Here is a 23,165-nt window from a genome sequence, read left to right as displayed (position 1 = left end):
AGGGTGGTAAAAACCGTCAATTCGATTTCTATGACGTAACCAAACGATTTTGATAAAAAGTTTGATTTTTGATTAATGCAAAAATGATGTGTATTATTTTGTTTCTTACAGCATTTAATACACTCATTTTGTTTTTTCCTTCATCTACTTTTCTATGGTAATATATGCTTAGATCATTCTCTAATCTAATTGCACTCATAGCTCCTAGATGTAGTAATCTTTTTAGTTCTTTATCTGCAAAATTAGATACTTTCGGTTTTCTAAAGATAGATGTTCCTGACGTATTTTCAAAAGGAGCTACTCCGGCATAACAAGCAAGTTTTCTAGGCTTGGTTATGGTTTTAAACTCATTGGTTTTTACTAACAAGTTCCAAGCTAAAATTTTTCCAACACCTGGAGTAGATACAAGCTGTTTATGTAAAGTTAATAGTTTTTGATCTTGCTTTACAATTTCTTGTATTGATAGCTCAAAATCTTTAATCTGTTTATCCAATTCTTTGATTAACCTATTATTCTTTGTTGTTAATTGCTTACTCATTTTTTTATTAGTTAAGCACAGATATTCCTTGTTCTTTATAACTAATGCTTTTCTTTGTTTAATTCTGTGCTTTCTCTCTGTTAGAAGCACTTGAAGGTCTTTTATTTTTAACCTTTGCGCAGTAAAGGGGGCTACTTCTGCATAATTGCTTTTAATGAATTTAGCAATTCTCAAAGCATCTATCTTATCATTTTTACCTCTAACTAATCCCATACTTTTCTTTAAATGCAGTGGATTAATAACATAAAACAAACACTCTAATTCTGATAATAATTCCATTAAGCTCCAACCATACTTTCCTGTATTTTCCATACAAACATAATTTACAGATTTGCTAGATAAATGTTTACTGAAAAAGCAACGAATGGATTTTGGCGTATTATCTATTTTAAAAGACTCTTGATGCTCTGATAAAACACAGATGTCTAAAGTAGATTTACTCACATCAATTCCAATAAATTTTAAATTGGTTTTCATAACTTTGATTTTAATGAATTATGTTATAACTCAACTCCTTAATAATGGGCTCTAATCCCTAATTTCTATTTGAGTTTATAACTGAACGGAAAAGGTCTGAATCAAATTATAAGCTTTAAAACTTAGAGTGAATAGATAGTGTACCTTTTCCGTTCTTTAAATTATAAAATATCTCAATGCTAATCTAAAGGAGTGAATTTTATGATTAGAATGAGTAAAATTTGTATCGAGAATAGGTTTTTAGCATTGAAATGCTTGTTTTCGATACAAAATTCTTAACAGAATTTCACTACCATTGATGTATTTCATAATGATTTGTTTTTCAAAAATTTATATACTCATAAATTTCATCTAATTTCCTTTGATTTGGCTTTCTGTTCATTTTCTTTGCTTGCCCAAAGAAAACGAACCAAAAGAAAAGGCACTTTTTTCAAGGTATTTTTCAATTTCATTGAAAACCAGATTTATTATGCTAAAATCTTTCCAAGGCTTCATAGATGTTGCAAACGCAAAACAAATCTTATACTGGTGAAAAAAGATTTCAAAGCCCTGCTTTGGAACGTCAACTTAGACACTGGGTAAAATTTTATTGGATGTCTCAAACTGACACATTTCAGATTAATCGAACTCAGGTTATGACAATGCTTGTCCAGAGTTTATCGAAGGGCTCATACTAACCATCAAATGTTTTCTATGTTTTGTAACTCTTGTATAAACGGTAATTATGCATACCAGGAAGCAAGATAAGGAAGTGTATAGTCCTTCTTCCCGTTCTGGAAACTACGCTTACCCCTTAGTAAACTCCTTAGAGGGATTACTGAAGTATTTCGAAACGTTACTATACTACTTCGAAGGTGTATTTTAAGGGTTCGAGCCCCCCTTGGATAGGGGTAAAGGGCTTGCAAAATGGGCAATGAAGCTTTGCAAAAGGCTTTAGGACCATTATAATAAAGGTAGATACCTATTAAAATCATTGCTCGAAATACTTTTGTCATCCTTCGAACCACTTCAGGATGGGCCTAACTCCCTATCTTTTGGGGTATATGGCCAGATCAACTTCTTCTTTTACTTTTTTAAATAATACTACTACCTTCGTGATTCATTAATTCGTAATTCATTTGTTTCTACATACGCACCCATACGAACCGTTTTTTTCCTAAAGGAGCTACCAAACTAATTATAGGAACATTACCGCCACCAAGGTTTACTACGGGACAATTAAAAAAAGGAGATGTTAATTTCTGTTATGGTAGTATAAGTGGTTTGTTATGGCCTGTTTTGGATAACATATTTGATTTGGGTTTAAAGTTTGAGACCACCCAAAAAGCAATAGATCAAAGAAAAGATTTCTTAATCTCTAGAGGAATAGGAGTTTGTGATATTGTGCATAGTTGTGAGCGAGAAAAGATCGATGCATCAGATTTAGGAATGCAAAATAGTACACTTAGGGATATCATATCATATTTAAAACAATATCCACAAATAGATACATTGCTTTTTACAGGCGGCAATAGTAAAAATGGCCCCGAATATTTTTTTAGAAGACACCTAAAAGGATATGATCTCAAATTAGAATTGGTATCAAACGATATCCCAAGAATACATCGATTTAGTTTAGAAGATAGAATCATCAATACAGTATCTCTTACTGCACCATCGGGAGCTGCTAATCGATCTATAGGAAGTTTACAAGAATATAAGGCATTAAAAAAAGCAAACCCTAAATTCAATACTATTGATTTTAGGGTGATGCAATATCAAAAATATTTTTAATCCGGGTTTAAAACTTATTCAGATTCTTCCTCGGTTTTCTTCTTTGTAGTTTTCTTTGCTGCTGGTTTGGCTTTTGGTGTTGCCTCGGTTTTTGTCTCGGTTTTTGTTTTTACCTCAGCTTTTGGCGCGGGTTCGGTTTTAGCTTCTGTTTTAGGTTTTGGGGGTGATTTAGGTTTTGCCGCTGCTGTTATAGCAGTTGATTTTTTACGACGTCTTAATCTTCCATACGTTCCCATAACGATTTTACCACGACGTGTTTTTTTATCTCCTTTGCCCATATATTAAATTTTAGATTAAATAATTGATTAAGTGTGAATTACTAATGTAAGGATTTAGAAATAGAAATGAAAAAACCTGTTGTGCATTTAGATGTTTTTTTAACTATAATCCGTCAATTCGAGTGATTCGACTTTAGGAGAAGTGTATCGAGAATAGGATTTTAGCTTAAAAAACCTATTCTCGATACAAATTTTACTCATTCTAATCATAAAATTCACTCCTTTAGATTAGCATTGAGATATTTTATAATTTAAAGAACGGAAAAGGTACACTATCTATTCACTCTAAGTTTTAAAGCTTATAATTTGATTCAGACCTTTTCCGTTCAGTTATAAACTCAAATAGAAATTAGGGATTAGAGCCCATTATTAAGGAGTTGAGTTATAACATAATTCATTAAAATCAAAGTTATGAAAACCAATTTAAAATTTATTGGAATTGATGTGAGTAAATCTACTTTAGACATCTGTGTTTTATCAGAGCATCAAGAGTCTTTTAAAATAGATAATACGCCAAAATCCATTCGTTGCTTTTTCAGTAAACATTTATCTAGCAAATCTGTAAATTATGTTTGTATGGAAAATACAGGAAAGTATGGTTGGAGCTTAATGGAATTATTATCAGAATTAGAGTGTTTGTTTTATGTTATTAATCCACTGCATTTAAAGAAAAGTATGGGATTAGTTAGAGGTAAAAATGATAAGATAGATGCTTTGAGAATTGCTAAATTCATTAAAAGCAATTATGCAGAAGTAGCCCCCTTTACTGCGCAAAGGTTAAAAATAAAAGACCTTCAAGTGCTTCTAACAGAGAGAAAGCACAGAATTAAACAAAGAAAAGCATTAGTTATAAAGAACAAGGAATATCTGTGCTTAACTAATAAAAAAATGAGTAAGCAATTAACAACAAAGAATAATAGGTTAATCAAAGAATTGGATAAACAGATTAAAGATTTTGAGCTATCAATACAAGAAATTGTAAAGCAAGATCAAAAACTATTAACTTTACATAAACAGCTTGTATCTACTCCAGGTGTTGGAAAAATTTTAGCTTGGAACTTGTTAGTAAAAACCAATGAGTTTAAAACCATAACCAAGCCTAGAAAACTTGCTTGTTATGCCGGAGTAGCTCCTTTTGAAAATACGTCAGGAACATCTATCTTTAGAAAACCGAAAGTATCTAATTTTGCAGATAAAGAACTAAAAAGATTACTACATCTAGGAGCTATGAGTGCAATTAGATTAGAGAATGATCTAAGCATATATTACCATAGAAAAGTAGATGAAGGAAAAAACAAAATGAGTGTATTAAATGCTGTAAGAAACAAAATAATACACATCATTTTTGCATTAATCAAAAATCAAACTTTTTATCAAAATCGTTTGGTTACGTCATAGAAATCGAATTGACGCTTTTTTCGTAATAATTTTCCTAAATGCACAACAGCTATGAAAAATAATATTTTTTTGAGTGAAGTGGTTTAAGCAGGATCATACATTAGAAAATCTATTGCATCTTGAAACTACTTCAATAAAAAAAACTATTTTCGAGCGAATCAAAAAAGTAAGGATGAGTTCATTTCGAAAAACAGTAAAACACCAGTATCGTATTTCGAAAAGAAAGTTTCTTCTTATACTTTATGGTATACTTATTTTTATTCATTTCGTTCTTAGGGATACTATATATCCTATCAATATAATTTACTATGCATTCCCGGTGTTATTTCTACTGATCGGAAATTTAGTGCTATGTATATTGTTTTTTAAAGAGAAAAAGATATTGTATTCCTTAATCGGGTGTTTTTTGTGTGTATCGTTGTATTGGTATATGGGCTACTATAGGATGCAATCCCCACCAGAACTTTCTGATAAAAGCAATAGCATATTGTTTTGGAATATCGCAAGAAAAGGAAAGCGATCGATGGATATTATTATCAAAAAAACAAAGGAACAAAAACCGTCTTTTATAGGATTGGTCGAAGCAGAGGAATTGACCGATAAGGATATAATGCGATTTAAAGAGACATTTCCATCATACAGTATACAAAAACTGAAAGGTGGGATGGTACTGGCAATAAAAGGAGAGATAGATGATATCCGGTATCACTGCAAAGATGAGAGTTTTAAGTTTAATTATATTACTGTTACTCTTGCAAATCATAAAACATCAATACTGGTTGCAGATGTTAATGCAGTACCTTTTACGAATAGAAAATCGGCATTACATACGATCTATGAATTCTCTGTAAAAAATAATCCGTCTTTTATTATAGGAGACTTTAATACACCTTATGAAAGTGTACATTTTGGTGATTTTAAAAATAACCTGAATAGTTTTCATAAGATGTCGAAAGGATTCACAGCAACCTGGCCATATGGTATTCCTTTATTCGAAATAGATCAAATATGGGGCGCCAAAGCGATTAGACCGATTTTTCTGAAAAAAGAACATTACAAAATATCAGATCATGCGCTCTTAATAGGAGTATATGAATATAAATGATAGACTGATTTAGAAATGAAAAATGAAGCGTATGCTTTTTATGTATTATATCGTTATCTAATTTAACTGTAGAGAAGTTTGAAACCTAACATTACTTCGTTTTTTAGTCTTCTTATTTGTTTATACAGATTGGATTCATAAATTAACATCCCCAATATTTTTATCATAACTAAATCTTGATTTTTTTTAGTAGATTTATGCCTGTTAATTCTGAAATCTATGAACGAATTTTTTGAAGGTATGTCAACCTTCGAGCAAGCATATTGGATTATAGCCATATTAGGTTCTATTATATTCCTGATTATTTTTGCTTTAACCTTTATTGGAGCTAGTGATGTGGATATGGAAGCAGATATTTCTGATGTTGATGCAGATGATGGAGGTGTAGGTTTTCAATTTTTCACATTTAAAAATGTAATTGCTTTTTTTACCATTTTTGGTTGGACAGGTATTTTATGTATTGATAACGAATTATCTACTATTGTTACAATCTTTATTTCTTCTTTTGCAGGATTACTAATGATGATATTAACCTCTCTTTTGTTTTTCTGGATACATAAAATGGCTGAATCTGGTACATTGAAAATTAAAAATGCTATTGGAGCAATTGGCGAAGTATATTTACCAATTGGAGCAAATCGATCGAGTATAGGAAAAATTCAGATTAAAGTACAAGGTAGTTTACGAGAACTAGAAGCAGTAACAGATTCTGAAGAAATTTTGAGCACTTCTACTATAGTAAAAGTTGTTGAAATTATAGGCTCAGAATTACTATTGGTCGAAAAATTATCTAACTAAAAATTTTAAATAAAATACGAATGAATATATTTTCATTATTTGCTGGAACTGGAGTTACTGGAATATATTTGGTGGCAGCAGTTATATTAATTTTTGTTGTTTTTATGTTCTCTATGTTCAGAAGGTACAAGCGTTGTCCTTCTGATAAAGTGTTGGTGGTTTATGGAAAAACTGGCGGGGAGAGTTCTTCTAAGTGTATTCATGGAGGAGCAGCATTTATATGGCCTATAATTCAGGATTATTCGTTCTTGGATTTAACTCCGATTTCGATAGAAGTAAATCTGATTAATGCATTGAGTAAACAAAATATCCGTGTAAATGTACCTTCTAGATTTACTATAGGTATTTCTACAGAACCTACTATAATGCAAAATGCAGCAGAACGTTTATTAGGACTAAGCTTAGATGCTGTTCAAGAATTAGCGCAAGAAATTATTTTTGGTCAGCTACGATTGGTTGTTGCATCAATGGATATTGAAGAAATTAATACAGATAGAGATAAATTCTTATCACATATTACTCATAGTGTTGAAGCCGAATTAAAGAAAGTAGGTTTAAAACTAATTAATGTAAATATTACAGATATACATGACGAGTCTGGATATATCGAAGCTTTAGGAAAAGAAGCCGCAGCAAAAGCTATTAATGATGCTATTATTTCTGTAGCTCAAAAAGATAGAGATGGGGCAATAGGGCAAGCAGAAGCTCTTCAAGATCAAAGAGTTCAAGTTGCTGCAGCAAATGCAAAAGCGGTTGAAGGTGAAAATACAGCAAAGATTCAGGTTGCTAATTCTGATGCAGATAGGAGAGCTCGTGAAGCAGAGGCAGAGAGAATAGCTAATGCTTCAGAAAAAGTACAATCTGCAAAAGCATTAGAAGAAGCCTATGCAGCTGAGAAAATAGCTGAAGATGCTAGAGCAAAACGTAAAGAAGCAGAGCAAGGCGCAGATATTATTGTCCCTGCACAAATTGATAAGAAAAAAATTGAAATTGATGCAGAGGCGGAAGCAGAACAAATTAGACGAATTGCAAAAGGAGAAGCAGATGCAATTTTTATGAAAAAAGAAGCTGAAGCAAAAGGGATGTATGAAATTTTAACTAAACAAGCAGAAGGGTTAGATCGTATTGTAAAAGCTGCAGGAAATGACCCTAAAGAAGCAGTGTTATTATTGATAGCGGATAAATTACCTGAGTTAGTTAAAACACAAGCAGAAGCAATTAAAAATATTAAAATAGATAAAATTACGGTCTGGGAAAATGGTAATGGAGAAGATGGCAAAACTTCGACCTCCAATTTTATTTCAGGGATGTATAAAGCAGTACCACCTTTACAAGAAATGTTTAATATGGCAGGGATGCAATTGCCTAATTACTTAAAAGGCGAAGAGAAAGAAAACCTAGATTCTGAAATAAAAAAAGATCCTCATAGCAAGGACAAGGAATAAAGATGTTTCATTTCTCATACTGATAATGCCCAATAATCTTATAATCAAATAGACAATCTGCTACTACTTGTCCGCCACCAATGTTATGAACGATTAAATAACGCTGTTGATCACTAGATTTTTTATTGACTACCAAGCCAATATGGGTTAGCCCTCCTCCCAGGCTCCAACATACAATATCACCGGGAGCATAATCTTTTGGGTTATTAGATATTGGTTTTGTTTTTCCGAATCTTGAAAAAAACTTCATTAGATTAGGAACCCTTCTGTGATCAATATTTTTATCGGTCTTAGATAATCCCCAGTTTTTGGGATATAGCCCAAAATTAACACGCATATCTTCATGTACTTCTTTCTGTAAATCAATATCGAGTGTTCTGTAGGCTCTGATAACTACATCTGTACATACTCCTTTGTCACTTGGGACATCACCATTTGGATAGTCGATAGAGAAATAAGCAGGGTCGTATGTAACTTTGTTTTTAGTTAATGCTAAGGCAGCATTAGACAATTGATCTTTAAAATCGGTTTGCCCAAAATTAAATTGAACCAAAAATAGGAGAAGGCCTAAAGAAAGTATACGATGTTTTGTAATCATAGATTAGCTCTTATAAGTTGTATATCACATAGGTTATATAAATAGTTCTAATTTAACGGCACTTAATATTTAAATGTACTTTTGTGAATTGATCCCAAATCTGATGATTCTTTTCTTTGGGAGATAAATAAAACCAAATTAAATATTTCTCTTGTACTGGACAGTATTCACTTTTAATTTTAGCATTCAGAACAATTATTCCTTTTTTAAAAAATTCATCATACAATTCTACTGAACCTTCAAATGTGTTTTTATCAGTCTGATGAAAGGAAGATTGAGTTTTAGGAATTTTTTTAAAGAAATTAAAATTAGTGATTGCTCCAGTATTCATAAGCCCATCGAAGTATATATTCACTATATTTTCCAAATCCGAGGCGGTTAAACTCGGATTTTCATTAATCATCCACAAAAAAACATATGAAAAATAATCCTCACTATCTTTTTCACCCCACCCCGGTGCAAATCGAATATGTTCTTCACCTTCATATTCTATATCTCCAGCAAATATTAATGGAAACTCCAGAACTTCACTACGCCAATTGTTTTGTGCTTCAAGAACGTTCTCTATAGTATTGTGTAAACGAAAATAAAGGTACCCTCCTCCAATTGCGATAATTACTATTAATGCAAGTAATATTTTAAACCCTCGTTTTAACATCCTAGTATCTATAGGTTTATTTGATTATTTACAACATAGAGATAATCCCATGTACTGCTATGTTTGCACTTAGAACTTTAATCTTTTGATTAGAAAGATACAAAATCACCGAATGCTTTTTACAAAGTCACCGATGTTATCTGTTCTGTTATGAGTTAAATGTTTTATAAAAGCAGAGCCAATGATAGCACCTTTGGCTGTTTTGGTTGCTTGCATAAATGTTTCATTGTTACTGATTCCAAAACCAACGATTTGCGGGTTTTTAAGATTCAAAGCTTCGATACGTTCAAAATACTGTTGTTGTGTATCACCAAATGTACTTTTGGCTCCAGTTGTACTTGCAGAACTTACCATATAGATAAACCCATTAGATACATCATCTATAAATCGAATACGCTCATCCGAAGTTTGCGGAGTAATTAGAAACACATTGATCAAGCCATATTTCTCAAAAGTTTCCTGATAATGTTCGTGGTATTCATTAACTGGTAGGTCGGGAATAATCAATCCGTCTATACCAATCTCCTGGCATTTAGCACAAAAAGCTTCTATGCCATACTGCATCATAGGGTTAAAATATCCCATAATGATTAAAGGAATGTTAACCGATTTACGAATGTCTTTTAGTTGTTCAAAAAGAATATTAGTGGTCATCCCATTCTTAAGAGCTGCAGTCGAACTCTCTTGTATCGTTGGCCCATCTGCCAAAGGATCACTAAAAGGTAATCCGATTTCGATCATATCTACTCCATGATGTTCTAGATCTTGTATGATTTTTGTGGTATCATTTAGTGATGGATATCCAGCTGTAAAATATATAGATAGTAATTTTTTATCTTGCTCTAGTGCTGTGTTTATTCTGTTCATTTTTTAGTATTTAGTATTGAGTATTTAGTGTTGAGCAGCGAATAATTAGTGCCCATTACAATATACTTACTACTGAATTGTTATAATTTAAAATAGTCTATGTAGGTGTCAAGATCTTTGTCACCACGACCAGAAAGGCTTATGACAACAATATCTTCGGGTCTAAATTTTTTATCATTAAAAATTGCCAGGGCATGTGAGGATTCTATTGCAGGAATAATTCCTTCTAATTGTGATAGTTCTAATCCGGCAGCCATGGCATCATCATCGGTTACAGAATAAAACTCTCCGCGTGCGGTTTTATATATATGAGAATGTAATGGTCCAACACCAGGATAATCCAGCCCTGCAGAAATAGAATAAGGCTCTGTAATTTGCCCATCTTGAGTTTGCATTAGCAAGGTTTTGCACCCGTGAATAATTCCTTCTTTTCCTAATTGCGAGGTAGCTGCACTTTCGCCACTATGTACTCCTTTTCCGGCAGCTTCTACTGCAATAATTCCAACACTGGGTTCTTCTAAAAAATGATAATATGTACCCGCAGCATTACTACCACCACCAATACATGCTACTACATAATCAGGATGCTCTCTACCTTCTTTTTCCTTTAGCTGCCACTTGATTTCTTCTGAAATTATAGATTGAAATCGTGTTACCATATCTGGGTAAGGATGAGGTCCTATTGCAGAACCAATAATATAATGTGTGTCTACAGGGTTATTGATCCAATCTCGTATTGCTTCATTGGTAGCATCTTTAAGGGTCTTACTTCCTGATTTGGCTGGTCTTACCTCTGCACCAAGCATTTTCATTCGGGCTACATTGGGTGCTTGTCGTTTGATATCAATCTCACCCATATAGACAATACATTTAATCCCCATAAGGGCACATACTGTTGCTGTAGCTACCCCGTGTTGTCCTGCACCTGTTTCTGCAATGATTCTGTTTTTACCTAATCGTTTTGCTACAAGAATTTGCCCAATCGTATTATTTACTTTATGTGCACCAGTATGGTTTAGATCTTCGCGTTTAAGGTATACTTTGGTATTGTGTTTTTCTGAAAGACGTTTAGCAAAATACAAAGGAGAAGGTCTCCCCACGTAGTCTCTTAATAATTGATCAAACTCTTTTTTGAAAGAAGGTTCGTTCATAATATCGAGATAGGTAGTTCGTAATTCTTCGACATTAGGATAAAGCATTTCGGGTATATATGCTCCTCCAAAATCTCCGTAATATCCTTTTTCGTTTACTTGATAATTCATTTTTTATTGTTTTTGGTTGTCATTACGTTTATGTCGTAATGACAAGCTTTATAAATTTTTCGAGATTTTCTGTTTTTTTTACTCCGGGTTCACTTTCGAATTTGCTGTTTACATCAATAGCATGTAAATATTTAGATTCGGGACTCTTCTGAAAAGATAAAATAGCTTCGGTTTCATTAAGTCCGATACCACCACTTAAAATGAATGGGGTAGAAGAGGGGTAGCCTTTTAAGACACTCCAATCAAAAGTATATCCATTACCTCCTTTTTCTTTTCCTTTGGTATCAAAGAGAAAATAATCTACAATACCTTCATAGGGTTGTAAACGGTCAAAATCAAATTGATCTTTGATAGAGAATACTTTCCAGAGCTTGATTTGGTTAGACCTCACAAGTCTCGAAGACTTGTGAAGTTTATTTAGACTATAATTTAACTCCTGGCAGAACAGAGGAGTTTCATTTCCGTGCAATTGAATAGCTTTGAAGTCATATTGCTTTACTTTTTCTACAATAAAATCTACAGAGGCGTCTACAAAAACCCCTACTTTTTTTATTGTAGAAGGTAATTTTGGAATTTCTCCTTCAAAATTTCTGGGAGAGTTTTCATAGAAAATAAAGCCAAGGTAATCTGGTTTGAGAGCTGCAACGGCTTCTATGTTTTCCTGGTATTTCATTCCGCAAATTTTCAACTTCATCGTTTATTGTTTTTTTAGCTTTTACTAAGTTAGACCTTACAGGTATCAAAGACCTGTGAGGTCTGTATTTAGTTTTTGTATAAATTCTACTGCACTGGCTCCGGGGTTTTCGGTTTTCATAAAGTTTTCACCGATAAGAAAACCTTTGTATCCATATTGTTTTAGGTCTTTTATAGCTTCTATAGTACTAATGCCACTTTCTGAAACTTTTACAAAATCATCTGGGATTTGAGTACTTAGTGTTTTACTAATATCTGTACTTACCTCGAATGTTTTTAGATTTCGATTATTTACGCCCAGCATATCCAAAGATGGCATGATAGATTTTTGTAATTCGTCCTGGTTATGAACTTCTAATAATACATCGAGAGATAAGCTTTTGGCAAACTGGGATAAAGATTTTATCTCATCACGGGATAAAACGGCTGCAATTAATAAGATTACATCGGCTCCGTGAGCTTTGGCTTCTACTAATTGATATTCGTCGATGATAAATTCTTTACGTAGCAAGGGCATTTGTACTGTGGCTCTGGCGAGTAAAAGATCTTCTAGAGATCCTCCGAAATACTTACCGTCGGATAGTACCGACATCCCACAAGCTCCGGCATTTTGATATCCATCGGCTACATCTTGTACACTTACTTTTTGATTGATTACAGATTTAGAGGGAGATCTGCGTTTATGTTCTGCTATGATGCCTGTATCGCTGTTTTGTAAAGCCTTGGCCAATGAGTTTGTTTCGCGATCAAATAATACAGAGTTCTCTAATTGTTTGATAGGGATTATACTTTTTTTAAGGGCAACTTCTTTATGCTTATCGGCTATTATTTTGTCTAGGATATTCATGTTTTATCACCTAAGTGTCGGTTAGTCTTTTTTAATTATAATTTCAATTTTGGATTCCAGCCTACGCTGGAATGACAAATTATTTTAATTTTTACTTAGTTCCTGAACTTTTTTTAGTGCCATTAACCCTTTTCCAGAGTGTAATGATTCTTTTGCTTTTTCGAATCCTTGTTTTGGTTCGAGACCTTCTACTGTGGCGATAGCCATTCCTGCATTGGCACAGACTACGTTATTTTGTGCTTCGGTTCCTTTTCCGCTCAGGATATTCATAAATATAGCAGCAGATGCTTCGATAGAATCTCCTCCGTAAATATCTTCTTGTTTCAATAATGGTACTCCAAAATCTAATGGAGAAAGCATTCCTTCGGTAGTATTAGAAATTGTTTTTGTGTTTCCGGTTAGTGAAATCTCGTCGTATCCATCCAGCGCATGGATAATGGTGAATTTTTTATCTGTATTTTGATACAAATATCCATACATCCTTGCTAATTCCAGATTAAAAACTCCTACGATTTGATTTTTTGGAAATGCTGGATTTACCATTGGTCCAAGCATATTGAAAAACGTTTTTACTCCTAATTCTCTACGTATCGGAGCAACATTTTTCATTGCAGGATGAAATAATGGGGCATGCAATACACAAATCCCTGCTTCATCGATACTACGTTTTAAAAAGTCTTTATCATTACTAAACTTAATTCCCAAATGCTCCATTACATTAGAACTACCACATGTCGAAGAAACGCCGTAGTTACCATGTTTAGTGACTTTAATCCCGGCTCCTGCCGAGACAAAAGAAGAAAGTGTTGATATGTTAAAGGTATCTTTGCCGTCACCTCCTGTGCCACAAAGATCTACGGGGTTATACTCGCTAAGGTCTATTGCGATACAAAGCTCTAGTAAGGCATCTCTAAACCCTTCTAATTCTTCGATAGTAATGCTACGCATCATATATACGGTAAGAAATGAAGCAATCTGACTTTGATTATATTCTCCCTTAGAGATGTTAACCAAAACACTTTTGGCTTCTTCTTTAGAGATGGTTTCGTGATTGATTAATCGGTTGAGTAAGTTTTTCATAAGCCTTGCACTCTGGCATTTGCTTTCTAAACAGGAAAGCAAGCTTGTATAGAGTAGTATTTAAGTTAGTATATTTTATCTTTAAGTGTTAATTATTAACCCAATTTTCTAATATCTTTTTTCCATCGGGAGTTAATACAGATTCTGGATGAAATTGTACCCCTCGAACATCTAATTCTTTATGACGCAGGGACATGATTTGTCCGTTTTCATCATATGATGTCACTTGCAGGCAATCGGGTAAATCTTTATCTGCTACTACCCAGGAGTGATATCTCCCTACATCAAAACTGGTGTCAAGTCCTTTAAAAAGAGATTCATCTGTGACCGATAATGTTACATTGGTTGCCACACCATGATAAACCTCATTGAGGTTGATCAGACTACCACCAAAAACTTCTCCTATCGCTTGTTGCCCCAGGCAAACTCCAAAAATACTTTTGGTGTCTGCATATTTGCGGATAATGTCTTTTAGTAACCCTGCTTCATCTGGGATTCCCGGACCTGGAGATAATAAGATTTTTTGAAATGCATCTACATCTTCTAATCGTAATTGATCATTACGTTTTACGACAACTTCACAACCAAGATCTTCTAGGTAATGAACCAAATTGTATACGAATGAGTCGTAATTGTCTATTACTAATATTTTTGTATTCATTGTTTTTTTTTCAGAGCTTTTACACTTTATTACTTTATTGCTTTTTTGTGTTAGGGATAGCAGCTGGCTACCTTGTAGCGCGAATAGCCCGACCCCAAGTAATTGGGGAAACACCCTTATATTTCTTCTGCTATTTTTAATGCTTTTGTTAATGCGCCTAGTTTATTATATACTTCTTGTAATTCGTTTTCTTCATTTGATTCGTTAACCAATCCGGCTCCTGCTTGCCAGTGTAATTTGTGATTTTTACTTAGAAATGTACGGATCATGATCGCATGATTAAAGTTTCCTGAAAAATCCATAAAACCAATTGCTCCCCCATAGAAATCACGATTTACGTTTTCATATTTCTCGATAAGTTGCATGGCCATGTGTTTTGGTGCACCACTTAGTGTACCTGCTGGGAAAGTATCTCCTACAATTTGCATAGTGGTGGTGTCTTTGTGTTTTTTACTGGTAACCTTACTAACCAAATGGATCACATGAGAATAAAATTGAACTTCTCTATAGGTCTCTACAGTAACATGGTTTCCGTTTCTACTTAAGTCATTACGTGCTAGGTCTACTAACATCACGTGTTCTGCATTTTCTTTTTCATCTACAGATAGTTTTTTTGCTAATTCTGCATCTTGCTCATCATTACCTGTACGTTTAAAAGTTCCTGCAATGGGGTGAATCTCTGCAGTATCATCTTTTACGACTAGTTGTGCCTCGGGAGAACTACCAAATATTTTAAAATCACCATAATCAAAGTAAAACAGGTAGGGTGAAGGATTAACGCTACGTAATGCTCTGTAGACATTAAATTCGTCTCCTTTAAATTTTTGTGAAAAACGCTTCGATAGTACTAATTGAAATACATCACCGCGATGGCAATGTTTTTTGGCAAGGGAAACATGTTCTTTATATTGTTCGTCGTTAAGATTAGAGGTTGTATCACCAACTGTAGTGAAATTATAGGAGGCAAAATTTTTGACTTTAAGTAGAGATTCTATTTCGGCAATATTACTTTCTGATTCATAGCAGTGCGCAAAAATATAGGCTTCATTAGTAAAATTACTAATAGCAATAATGTTTTGATATACTGTGTATTGTATGTCGGGTATATGTAAACCATCTTCTTTTTTAGAAATAGAGATATCCTCAAAATATCGAACCGCATCATAAGAGATATAACCAAAAAGGCCATTGTTAATAAATTTGAATTTGCTTTTTGAGGTTATAAATTTTTTACCGAATTGCTCAACAACTTCAGCAATATTAGTAGAATCAGTAATAGGTGTTTCCTCGATACTCTTATCGGGAAAAGACTGATAAATAGTTTCGTTTTCTACCTTGATATTGGCGATTGGATTACAGCAGATGTAAGAAAAGCTATTTTCACTACCTCTGTAATCATTGTTTTCTAATAATAAGCTATTAGGAAAACGATCTCTAATTTTTAGATAAACACTTACTGGAGTAAAGGTGTCTGCCAGAATTTGTTTGAAATGTGTGGTTAATTTATAAGTCATTTTGCGTTTTTAATTTTTAAATACAATCTCTGTTTAGGGAACAAAAAAAAGGCTTGTCGTGATTCGACAAGCCTTTGATATGTTTACTTAACACAATGATAGGAGCTATCTCACGACGTTTTCGTTTTGAGATGACCACCACCAATTATTTGTTAAGATTGTTTTCATTTTTTATTTATTGGGTCAAATATATAAATTAATTATAATTCAGAACAATAAAAAATTACATTTTTAAACTTACAGCTAATTCGAATTCATCGCTGATCGCTTTATCACCTAAATTATCAAAGAAACTTCCTGATCCATATTTGATGTCATACTTTGTTCTGTCAATTTTAAGTGTGGTTGATGCAGTACCGTCATTTAAGGCTAGAATAAATTTGATTGGATTTGTTTTTCCTTTAATGGTAAGATCTCCGGCTACTATATGACCTTTATCTGTTTTTTTGGTTTTTGTAACCACTAATTTTGCATTTTTATGATTTGCTATTCCAAAGAAGTCATCAGAACTTAAGTGTCCTTCGAGTTTTTCTTTTCCTTTTCCAGCTTCAAGATCAGTAACAGCAAGTGAGGTCATATCTACTACAAATTCACCTCCTGTAATGTTATCGCCATCAAATACCAAAAACCCTTTTGATAATTTTAGTGTTCCTGTATGCGATCCTGTAACTTTTTTACCTGTCCAGTTAATTGTACTTTCTGAAGTTTTGATTTCTTTTTTTTGAGCAAAAGTAGATGTTGTTGCAACTACTGCAATTGCTAAGAATAATGATTTAAGTCTAGTTTTCATGATTGTTAAAAAATTAATAGTTATTTATGAGTTAGAATTTCGAAGTTTATTTAATAATTCATTTAATTGGATCAAATCTCCTGTAGAGAAATTTGAAGTAACTCTATTTTCAAATTCATCCATTATGGGACTTACTTTATCCAAAAATTTTTTTCCTTGCTCTGTAATGGTAATTTCAACTTTTCTTCGATTAGATTCGCAGATTACACGTTGTACATAACCTTTGTTAATGAGCTTATCTACCAATCGAGTTGTATTACTCATTTTGGTAACCATTCTTTCTTGTATGGTAGAAAGGTTAGCAGGTTTTTCTTTTTGTCCTTTTAAGATTCGTAGTACATTAAATTGTTGAAGAGAAATATCAAACGCTTTTAATTCGATATTGATTTTGTCCATTATCCAGTTTTCCGTATATAATAAATTTATTACGACTTTTTTAGGTAGCGGAAGTTCAATTTCTGTTTTTATAATCTTTTCTATGTTCAATTGTATCTACAATATTTGTCTATACAAATGTATGTTAATTTTTATTTCAAAAATTGTAAAATGTTATTAATTCTTTGTTAAATTCAAGTTTTGAGATCAGGTTTAATAGTATTATTGTGATTTAGAAAAGTATCATTATTGAGTTAAACAATTGTGAAAAATTCTGAAAATATTTAGATAAAATATAGAAACCTTGTTAATTTTCTTTTACAGAATTAATGGTTTTGATACATTAGTATGATGTCGAGATTAATTTTATATACCGTATTTATTGTGCTTTTTGCTAACTGCAAAGGGGAGCAACAGACTGTGGCTCTTGATGCAACAGATGTTTTCGAAAGTAAAGGTATAGAAATACCTGTATATGATTTTGAAAGTTTTAAGCCATTATTAAATATTAATGACGGAAAAGTAAGAGTGATTAATTTCTGGGCTACCTGGTGTAAACCATGTGTGGCCGAGTTACCTTATTTTGAGTTAATCAACAGTAGGTATCCTAAGGATAAAGTAGAGGTTATTTTGGTGAGTCTGGATTTACCCAGTCAAGTAGAAGCTAAGTTAATTCCATTTGTTAAAAAACAAAAAATAGGAAGTAAAGTTATCTTACTAGATGATCCAGATGCAAATAGTTGGATTCCAGAAGTTAATACTGAATGGTCGGGTTCTATTCCGGCAACAGTAATATATAAAGATGGAAATAGTAATTTTTATGAAAGATCTTTTACCTATAATGAATTAGAAAAAGAGCTTAAAAAAATGCTGTAAGCATCTATATAAATCAAAGAGTAATAAAAAAATAAACCAATGAAAACTTTAAAGATTCTGGTTGGAGTAGCTTTTGTAATAGCAATAAGTGCATTTGCATTAGATAAAGTATCTGGTGCTAAAATTGATAAAGGATATTCGATTGGAGATGTTGCTACAGATTTTAAACTTAAAAATGTAGACAATTCATTAGTGTCCTTAGAAGACTATAAAGATGCCAAAGGATTTATTGTGGTTTTTACATGTAATCATTGTCCGTACTCGGTGGCTTACGAAGATAGAATTATAGCGCTGGATGCTACTTTTAAAACAAAGGGATATCCCGTTGTGGCTATAAACCCTAATAACCCAAAGGCTTATCCAGATGATAGTTTTGATAATATGCAAATAAGAGCAAAAGATAAAGGGTTTACTTTCCCGTATTTGTGTGATGATGGACAAAAAATATATCCTCAGTATGGAGCTACAAAGACTCCTCATGTCTATGTTCTGGAGAAAACACCTCAGGGTAATATTGTTCGATATATAGGGGCTATTGATAATAATTATAAAGATGCATCGGCAGCCGATCAAAAATATGTCGAAGATGCTGTAAATGCCCTGTTAAAAGGAGAAAAGGTTCCTGTAGAAGTTACAAAAGCTATAGGTTGTAGCATTAAAGCATAATATTTTTCTAATTTTTTAATAAATTGAAGGTGTAGTTTTACTACAATTAATGAACTACTTTTTATATTTGTAAGGAGTAAAAAAACAAAAGTCCAATTTTAGTAGAACACATTTTATAATGGCAGAAGATATCACTCAAGAAGAATGGCAAGAGCAAATTGCTAATGACAATAATGCAGTAATTTTAGATGTACGAACAGAAGAAGAAGTAGAGGACGGTTACATACCTAATATGCTTAATGTAGATATTCGTCAGGGGCAAGGTTTTCTTGATGAATTAGGAAAACTGGATAAGACTAAAAATTACTATGTATACTGCCGTTCTGGAGCACGTAGCGCCCAGGCATGTATGTTAATGAATCAAATGGGATTCGAGACTACATATAATTTGGTAGGTGGTTTTATGAATTGGGAAGGCGAAATCGTAGAAGATTAGTATACAACTTTATGAAAATCAAATCATTTTTAATAGTCATTTGTATTGCTTCTGTATTGCTTAATTGTAAACAGGTCGAAGATGATGCTGTAGTAGAAGTAATCACTGTTGAAGAAATGGATGAACTATTAGAAATGGGTAAAGTACAACTTATCGATGTAAGAACGCCGGGTGAGTATGCCCAGGGGTATATTGAAGGAGCTGTAAATATTGATTTTAGAGATGAAAATTTTGAAGATCTAATTTCTAAAGTCGATAAAACAAAACCTGTAATTGTATATTGTGCCCGTGGAGGAAGGAGTAATAAATGCTCTAACTATATGAAAAAAGCTGGATTTACTAAAATCTATGATCTCGATGGTGGTATTACCGAATGGAAGTTTAAAAAGAAAAAAGTAATCAAATAAAATCCATTCTTTTATACTGATCTAAAAGTTATACATTCGAGGTGTTGTATTAAAAAGCGAGCCCTTTATAGAAAGTGTCATTAACCAATCTTGCACTACCTAATAATATAGCTTTTTCCTGAAGTTCGCTTTTATGTATTTTCACAAGACAATCTTGAGCATTTATTTTTTTCTCTAACTCATTAGCAAAAAAGGGCCATGCTTTAGCAATGTTGCCACCGATAACTATAGCTTCTGCATTGTAAGATTTTAACCAGGGACTTAAAAATTCAGCTAGATTTTCTGAAAACTCATTAAAAACTTGTTGTACAGCAACATCATTTTCTAAGGAAGCTTCTGTAAGTTCTTTAACATTATCAATTGTTGTGTCTGTAATCTCTTTATATCTTTTGATAAACCATCGAGTAGAAAAATAATCATCTGCAATCCCGTCTTTATATGGGATGTGGTACAGCTCTCCATCTTTAGGAATTCCATCGCCAGAAAGAATCGGAAGTCCATGAAACAGAAAAGAAGCTCCAAAACCAGCCCCCAATATTATCCCTAATCCTCTTCGAATTGATTTAAGCTTTCCTTTCCATACCTCACCAATACCAAAACAAGCAGCATCATTATAAAATCGTATAGGGATATCATCAGATAGTTGCAATTTTTTCTTCAGTATTTCTTTAATATTTGTGCAAAAAAGAGACGCGTATTTTTGTTTCATTTTAAAAGCAAAAATTCCATTATAATAATCAAATGGCCCGGGTATAGCAATACCAATTCCTTCTAGAGGGTCATCTGCAAGAGTATCTATAACTTTCTGTATTGCAAATAACCATCGTTCTAATATTTCATTAGCTTCAGCGGTATTATCTACAGTAATAGAAACTAGATTAGCTTCTGATAATTTGTTTGTTTTGGTGTCTATTCCGGCTACAGTAATATAATTACCTCCAATATCTACTCCTAATATCATTTGTTATATATAGTCTATTTAAGTAATACTAACTAAAAAATAGCTAGTCGTTAAAATTACAATTTAAAATAGTTTTTGCTTTGATTATTATTAATTATTCTTTCTGTAAATTGTATTGTATAGCAAACCCCAAGTCAAAGCCTTGGGGTCTCTTTTATTTTTTTACTAAAGTATAGTATCCACCTTGCCTTCTTAATTCTTATATAAAATTTGACAAAATACCTTATACATTATGTAAATTTAATACTATGAAAAAAATAATGATAAATATTATTGTATAGTCTTTGGAGTGCTTTGCATTTCAAAAATAATTTCTCCACCATTTATAATATCATTATGCGAAAGAGTAGTGTTATTGATTACTCTACCATTTACCGTAACCTGATTTACGTAGATATTATCTTTACTTTGATTTTTTACTATGATTGTTAGATCTTTTCCATTTTCTAGATGTAATACCGCTTCTTTAACCAGAGGACTCCCTATTGCGTAATTGGGGGATCCTGGTGTAACCGGGTAAAATCCTAAACTACTAAATATGTACCATGCACTCATTTGCCCAGCATCATCATTACCACACAATCCATCTACCGTAGGACCATACATAGTATCCATAATCATACGAACGCGCTCTTGGGTTTTATATGGTTTCCCTGTCCAGTTATATAAATAAGGGATATGATGACCTGGTTCATTACCATGTACATAATTACCTATAATTCCGTCTCGAGTTATGTCTTCGTGTTTTTCTATATACTTGTCTTCTAATTTCATAGTAAACAAAGAATCCAGATGTTGACTAAATCGTTCGTTTCCTCCCATCATTTTTACCATTTTTTCCAGTTGATGAGGTACATATAAACCATAATTCCATGCGTTTCCTTCAATAAACCCTTGCCCGTGTGTATCTAAAGGATCAAATTCTTTCCTAAATTCACCATTAGATAATTTAGGACGCATGTATCCAATTTTGGGATCATATACATTGTTATAATACTCTGATCTATTTAGAAATTGATCTGTAGTTTTCTTATCTCCAGTACTATTTGCAATCTGTGCAATACACCAATCATTATAAGCTAATTCTAATGTTTTAGAAACCGAAGAGTGGCTTTTGTCATCGGGGACATATTTATATTTGATATAATCTCCTAAACCATCAAAATATGGTACGTTGGCAGTGCTCACTGATGCAGAAAGAGCTTTGTTTTTGTCAAAATCTCCAACATTTTTGGCGATAGCATCAGCTATTACCGAAGTTGCGTGATAGCCTATCATGCACCAGTTTTCATTAGCATAATGACTCCAGATTGGTAACATATGATGCACACTTTGTTCTTGATGAGCAAGCATTGATTTGATCATGTCATTATTACGACTGGGTTGCGTAATATTAAACAATGGATGCAAGGCTCTATACGTATCCCATAACGAGAAAATCGAGTAGTTTGTAAAATTTTCGGAAGTATGTATGTTTTGATCCAATCCAAGATAACTACCATCTACATCTTCATAAATAATAGGACTAAGCATAGTGTGGTATAAGGCACTATAAAAAGTAGTTTTGTCTGCTTCGGTAATTGTTTTTACTTCTATTTTTGATAATTCATTATTCCATTTATTCTCGGTTTTCTGTTTTGTTTTCTCAAAATCCCAACCAGGCAATTCAGACTGTAGATTTTTTAATGCTCCGTTAGTGCTAACAGAGGATAATGCAAATTTGATATTGATTTTTTCGTTGGTTTTGGTGTCAAAATTAAAATATGCTCGAATGTCTTTCCCTGCCATTTCAGGAAAATTTTCCTGCTGTTCAAAACGACGATAGAATCCATCGTATTTTACAGTATCGTATTTTTTGTGCCCATAACTACTAAAAGGCTTAGAGAACTGCATAGCAAAAAATACTTTTTTGGTTCTTGCCCAACCTTTGGTTTGACGATACCCGGTTACTAAAGAATCATTTTCTACTCGTAAGAATGTCCATACGTTTTTATCATCATGATGATAAACATTATAAACTAAATCCAAAATAATATGTGCGTCTTTTGTTTCTGGGAACGTATATTGATGAAACCCTACACGTTCTGTAGCGGTAAGTTCTGCCATAATATTATAATCCTTTAGTTCTACTCTATAATACCCTGGCGAAGCATATTCTTGATCATGAGAGAACGTAGAATAAAATCCTTTAGAGCCATCGGTTGTTTTTATGGGATCGAGTACTAAATTCCCTGTTGTTGGCATTACCAAAAAATCTCCTAGATCAGAGTGCCCCGTACCACTTAAATTGGTGTGAGAAAAACCTAGTATGGTAGAGTCTCTATGTTGATATCCGGCACAATATTCATAAGTTTCTCTGTTATAACTACCATCTTCATTAAACATTACTTCAAAATTCGTTTGAGGACTTAGCTGTACCATCCCGAATGGTGCTGTTGCTCCTGGATATGTATGCCCCATTTTGCTGGTACCAATAAATGGATTGACATATTTTGTAAAACCTGTCTTTTTGATAGTTTTTGGTACAGAATCCTCGACTACAGGACTTGTAGAATCTTTCTTGCATGAAGAAAAGCAAAGTATCGCTGCTATTATAATTGATAGATATTTCATTACGATATGATTTTTATTTTCACTTTTAAGTTTTTAGTATATAGAGTGA

23 protein-coding genes and 1 pseudogene are annotated in these 23,165 nt (G+C 32.9%); 9 read left to right on the top strand and 15 right to left on the bottom strand.

What is annotated here, in order from left to right:
- Positions 1 to 28: 28 nt before the first annotated feature.
- Positions 29 to 1,015 (bottom strand): IS110 family transposase, encoded by a 987-nt coding sequence (locus tag NNL09_RS26005; protein ID WP_196912087.1) that lies wholly within the window; start codon positions 1,013 to 1,015, stop codon positions 29 to 31.
- 1,118 nt (positions 1,016 to 2,133) lie between these two features.
- Here NNL09_RS26005 and NNL09_RS26000 point away from each other — a divergent pair.
- Positions 2,134 to 2,788: pseudogene (locus NNL09_RS26000) on the top strand (uracil-DNA glycosylase family protein).
- Positions 2,789 to 2,802: 14 nt separating this feature from the next.
- Here NNL09_RS26000 and NNL09_RS26245 read toward each other — a convergent pair.
- Complete coding sequence (locus NNL09_RS26245) at positions 2,803 to 3,066, bottom strand: 30S ribosomal protein THX (protein WP_025667878.1); 264 nt, start codon at positions 3,064 to 3,066, stop codon at positions 2,803 to 2,805.
- 411 nt (positions 3,067 to 3,477) lie between these two features.
- On the opposite strand from NNL09_RS26245, the gene NNL09_RS25990 reads away from it, so the two are divergent.
- The 4 genes from NNL09_RS25990 (at position 3,478) to NNL09_RS25975 (ending at position 7,812) form a co-directional block, all read left to right on the top strand.
- Positions 3,478 to 4,464: an IS110 family transposase gene (locus NNL09_RS25990; protein WP_196912087.1), complete on the top strand. Its 987-nt coding sequence runs from the start codon at positions 3,478 to 3,480 to the stop codon at positions 4,462 to 4,464.
- Between the two features lie 445 nt (positions 4,465 to 4,909).
- On the top strand, positions 4,910 to 5,569 hold the full coding sequence (locus NNL09_RS25985) for an endonuclease/exonuclease/phosphatase family protein (protein ID WP_196911989.1): 660 nt from the start codon (positions 4,910 to 4,912) through the stop codon (positions 5,567 to 5,569).
- Between the two features lie 219 nt (positions 5,570 to 5,788).
- Positions 5,789 to 6,367, top strand: coding sequence for a hypothetical protein (locus tag NNL09_RS25980; RefSeq protein WP_196911988.1), 579 nt, complete (start codon positions 5,789 to 5,791; stop codon positions 6,365 to 6,367).
- Between the two features lie 20 nt (positions 6,368 to 6,387).
- Positions 6,388 to 7,812, top strand: a complete 1,425-nt coding sequence (locus NNL09_RS25975) for a flotillin family protein (protein ID WP_025667881.1) — start codon at positions 6,388 to 6,390, stop codon at positions 7,810 to 7,812.
- Positions 7,813 to 7,819: 7 nt separating this feature from the next.
- Here NNL09_RS25975 and NNL09_RS25970 read toward each other — a convergent pair whose 3' ends face one another.
- The 11 genes from NNL09_RS25970 to NNL09_RS25920 form a co-directional block, all read right to left on the bottom strand.
- Positions 7,820 to 8,410: a DUF1287 domain-containing protein gene (locus NNL09_RS25970; protein ID WP_196911987.1), complete on the bottom strand. Its 591-nt coding sequence runs from the start codon at positions 8,408 to 8,410 to the stop codon at positions 7,820 to 7,822.
- Between the two features lie 52 nt (positions 8,411 to 8,462).
- Positions 8,463 to 9,068, bottom strand: coding sequence for a hypothetical protein (locus NNL09_RS25965; protein ID WP_196911986.1), 606 nt, complete (start codon positions 9,066 to 9,068; stop codon positions 8,463 to 8,465).
- Between the two features lie 105 nt (positions 9,069 to 9,173).
- On the bottom strand, positions 9,174 to 9,935 hold the full coding sequence (gene trpA / locus NNL09_RS25960) for a tryptophan synthase subunit alpha (protein WP_196911985.1): 762 nt from the start codon (positions 9,933 to 9,935) through the stop codon (positions 9,174 to 9,176).
- 80 nt (positions 9,936 to 10,015) lie between these two features.
- On the bottom strand, positions 10,016 to 11,197 hold the full coding sequence (gene trpB / locus NNL09_RS25955; protein ID WP_025667885.1) for a tryptophan synthase subunit beta: 1,182 nt from the start codon (positions 11,195 to 11,197) through the stop codon (positions 10,016 to 10,018).
- 28 nt (positions 11,198 to 11,225) lie between these two features.
- Complete coding sequence (locus NNL09_RS25950; protein ID WP_231389288.1) at positions 11,226 to 11,891, bottom strand: phosphoribosylanthranilate isomerase; 666 nt, start codon at positions 11,889 to 11,891, stop codon at positions 11,226 to 11,228.
- A gap of 45 nt (positions 11,892 to 11,936) precedes the next feature.
- The gene (trpC, locus tag NNL09_RS25945) at positions 11,937 to 12,737 is read right to left on the bottom strand and encodes an indole-3-glycerol phosphate synthase TrpC (protein ID WP_196911984.1); all 801 of its coding nucleotides are present in this window, start codon (positions 12,735 to 12,737) and stop codon (positions 11,937 to 11,939) included.
- An 84-nt stretch (positions 12,738 to 12,821) separates the two neighbouring features.
- Positions 12,822 to 13,817, bottom strand: a complete 996-nt coding sequence (gene trpD, locus NNL09_RS25940) for an anthranilate phosphoribosyltransferase (RefSeq protein ID WP_025667888.1) — start codon at positions 13,815 to 13,817, stop codon at positions 12,822 to 12,824.
- Between the two features lie 88 nt (positions 13,818 to 13,905).
- Positions 13,906 to 14,478: an aminodeoxychorismate/anthranilate synthase component II gene (locus NNL09_RS25935; protein WP_025667889.1), complete on the bottom strand. Its 573-nt coding sequence runs from the start codon at positions 14,476 to 14,478 to the stop codon at positions 13,906 to 13,908.
- Between the two features lie 116 nt (positions 14,479 to 14,594).
- The gene (locus NNL09_RS25930; protein ID WP_025667890.1) at positions 14,595 to 15,992 is read right to left on the bottom strand and encodes an anthranilate synthase component I family protein; all 1,398 of its coding nucleotides are present in this window, start codon (positions 15,990 to 15,992) and stop codon (positions 14,595 to 14,597) included.
- Positions 15,993 to 16,215: 223 nt separating this feature from the next.
- Positions 16,216 to 16,782: a YceI family protein gene (locus NNL09_RS25925; RefSeq protein WP_025667891.1), complete on the bottom strand. Its 567-nt coding sequence runs from the start codon at positions 16,780 to 16,782 to the stop codon at positions 16,216 to 16,218.
- Positions 16,783 to 16,806: 24 nt separating this feature from the next.
- A complete protein-coding gene (locus NNL09_RS25920; protein ID WP_316930215.1) occupies positions 16,807 to 17,178 on the bottom strand; it encodes a MarR family transcriptional regulator in 372 nt (123 codons plus the stop codon).
- 330 nt (positions 17,179 to 17,508) lie between these two features.
- Here NNL09_RS25920 and NNL09_RS25915 point away from each other — a divergent pair, with 330 nt between their 5' ends.
- From NNL09_RS25915 to NNL09_RS25900, 4 genes are all read left to right on the top strand, one after another.
- Positions 17,509 to 18,033 (top strand): TlpA disulfide reductase family protein, encoded by a 525-nt coding sequence (locus NNL09_RS25915; RefSeq protein WP_196911983.1) that lies wholly within the window; start codon positions 17,509 to 17,511, stop codon positions 18,031 to 18,033.
- Positions 18,034 to 18,072: 39 nt separating this feature from the next.
- Positions 18,073 to 18,699 carry a thioredoxin family protein gene (locus tag NNL09_RS25910; protein ID WP_196911982.1) on the top strand — a complete coding sequence of 209 codons (627 nt, stop codon included), beginning with the start codon at positions 18,073 to 18,075 and terminating at the stop codon, positions 18,697 to 18,699.
- Between the two features lie 118 nt (positions 18,700 to 18,817).
- Positions 18,818 to 19,135 carry a rhodanese-like domain-containing protein gene (locus NNL09_RS25905; RefSeq protein WP_025667895.1) on the top strand — a complete coding sequence of 106 codons (318 nt, stop codon included), beginning with the start codon at positions 18,818 to 18,820 and terminating at the stop codon, positions 19,133 to 19,135.
- 11 nt (positions 19,136 to 19,146) lie between these two features.
- Positions 19,147 to 19,542 (top strand): rhodanese-like domain-containing protein, encoded by a 396-nt coding sequence (locus NNL09_RS25900; RefSeq protein WP_196911981.1) that lies wholly within the window; start codon positions 19,147 to 19,149, stop codon positions 19,540 to 19,542.
- Between the two features lie 49 nt (positions 19,543 to 19,591).
- On the opposite strand, the gene NNL09_RS25895 is transcribed toward NNL09_RS25900, so the two are convergent.
- Entirely contained in the window at positions 19,592 to 20,503 is a 912-nt protein-coding gene (locus NNL09_RS25895; RefSeq protein WP_025667897.1) for an ROK family protein, read from the bottom strand.
- Positions 20,504 to 20,773: 270 nt separating this feature from the next.
- Positions 20,774 to 23,116, bottom strand: a complete 2,343-nt coding sequence (locus NNL09_RS25890) for a GH92 family glycosyl hydrolase (protein WP_196911980.1) — start codon at positions 23,114 to 23,116, stop codon at positions 20,774 to 20,776.
- Between the last annotated feature and the right edge of the window lie 49 nt (positions 23,117 to 23,165).

Origin of the sequence: Aquimarina sp. EL_43 (assembly GCF_943422735.1) — a bacterium.
Lineage (GTDB): Bacteria > Bacteroidota > Bacteroidia > Flavobacteriales > Flavobacteriaceae > Aquimarina > Aquimarina megaterium.
The sequence above is the reverse complement of the archived record's forward strand: the minus strand, read 5'-3'. Positions and strand labels throughout refer to the sequence as shown.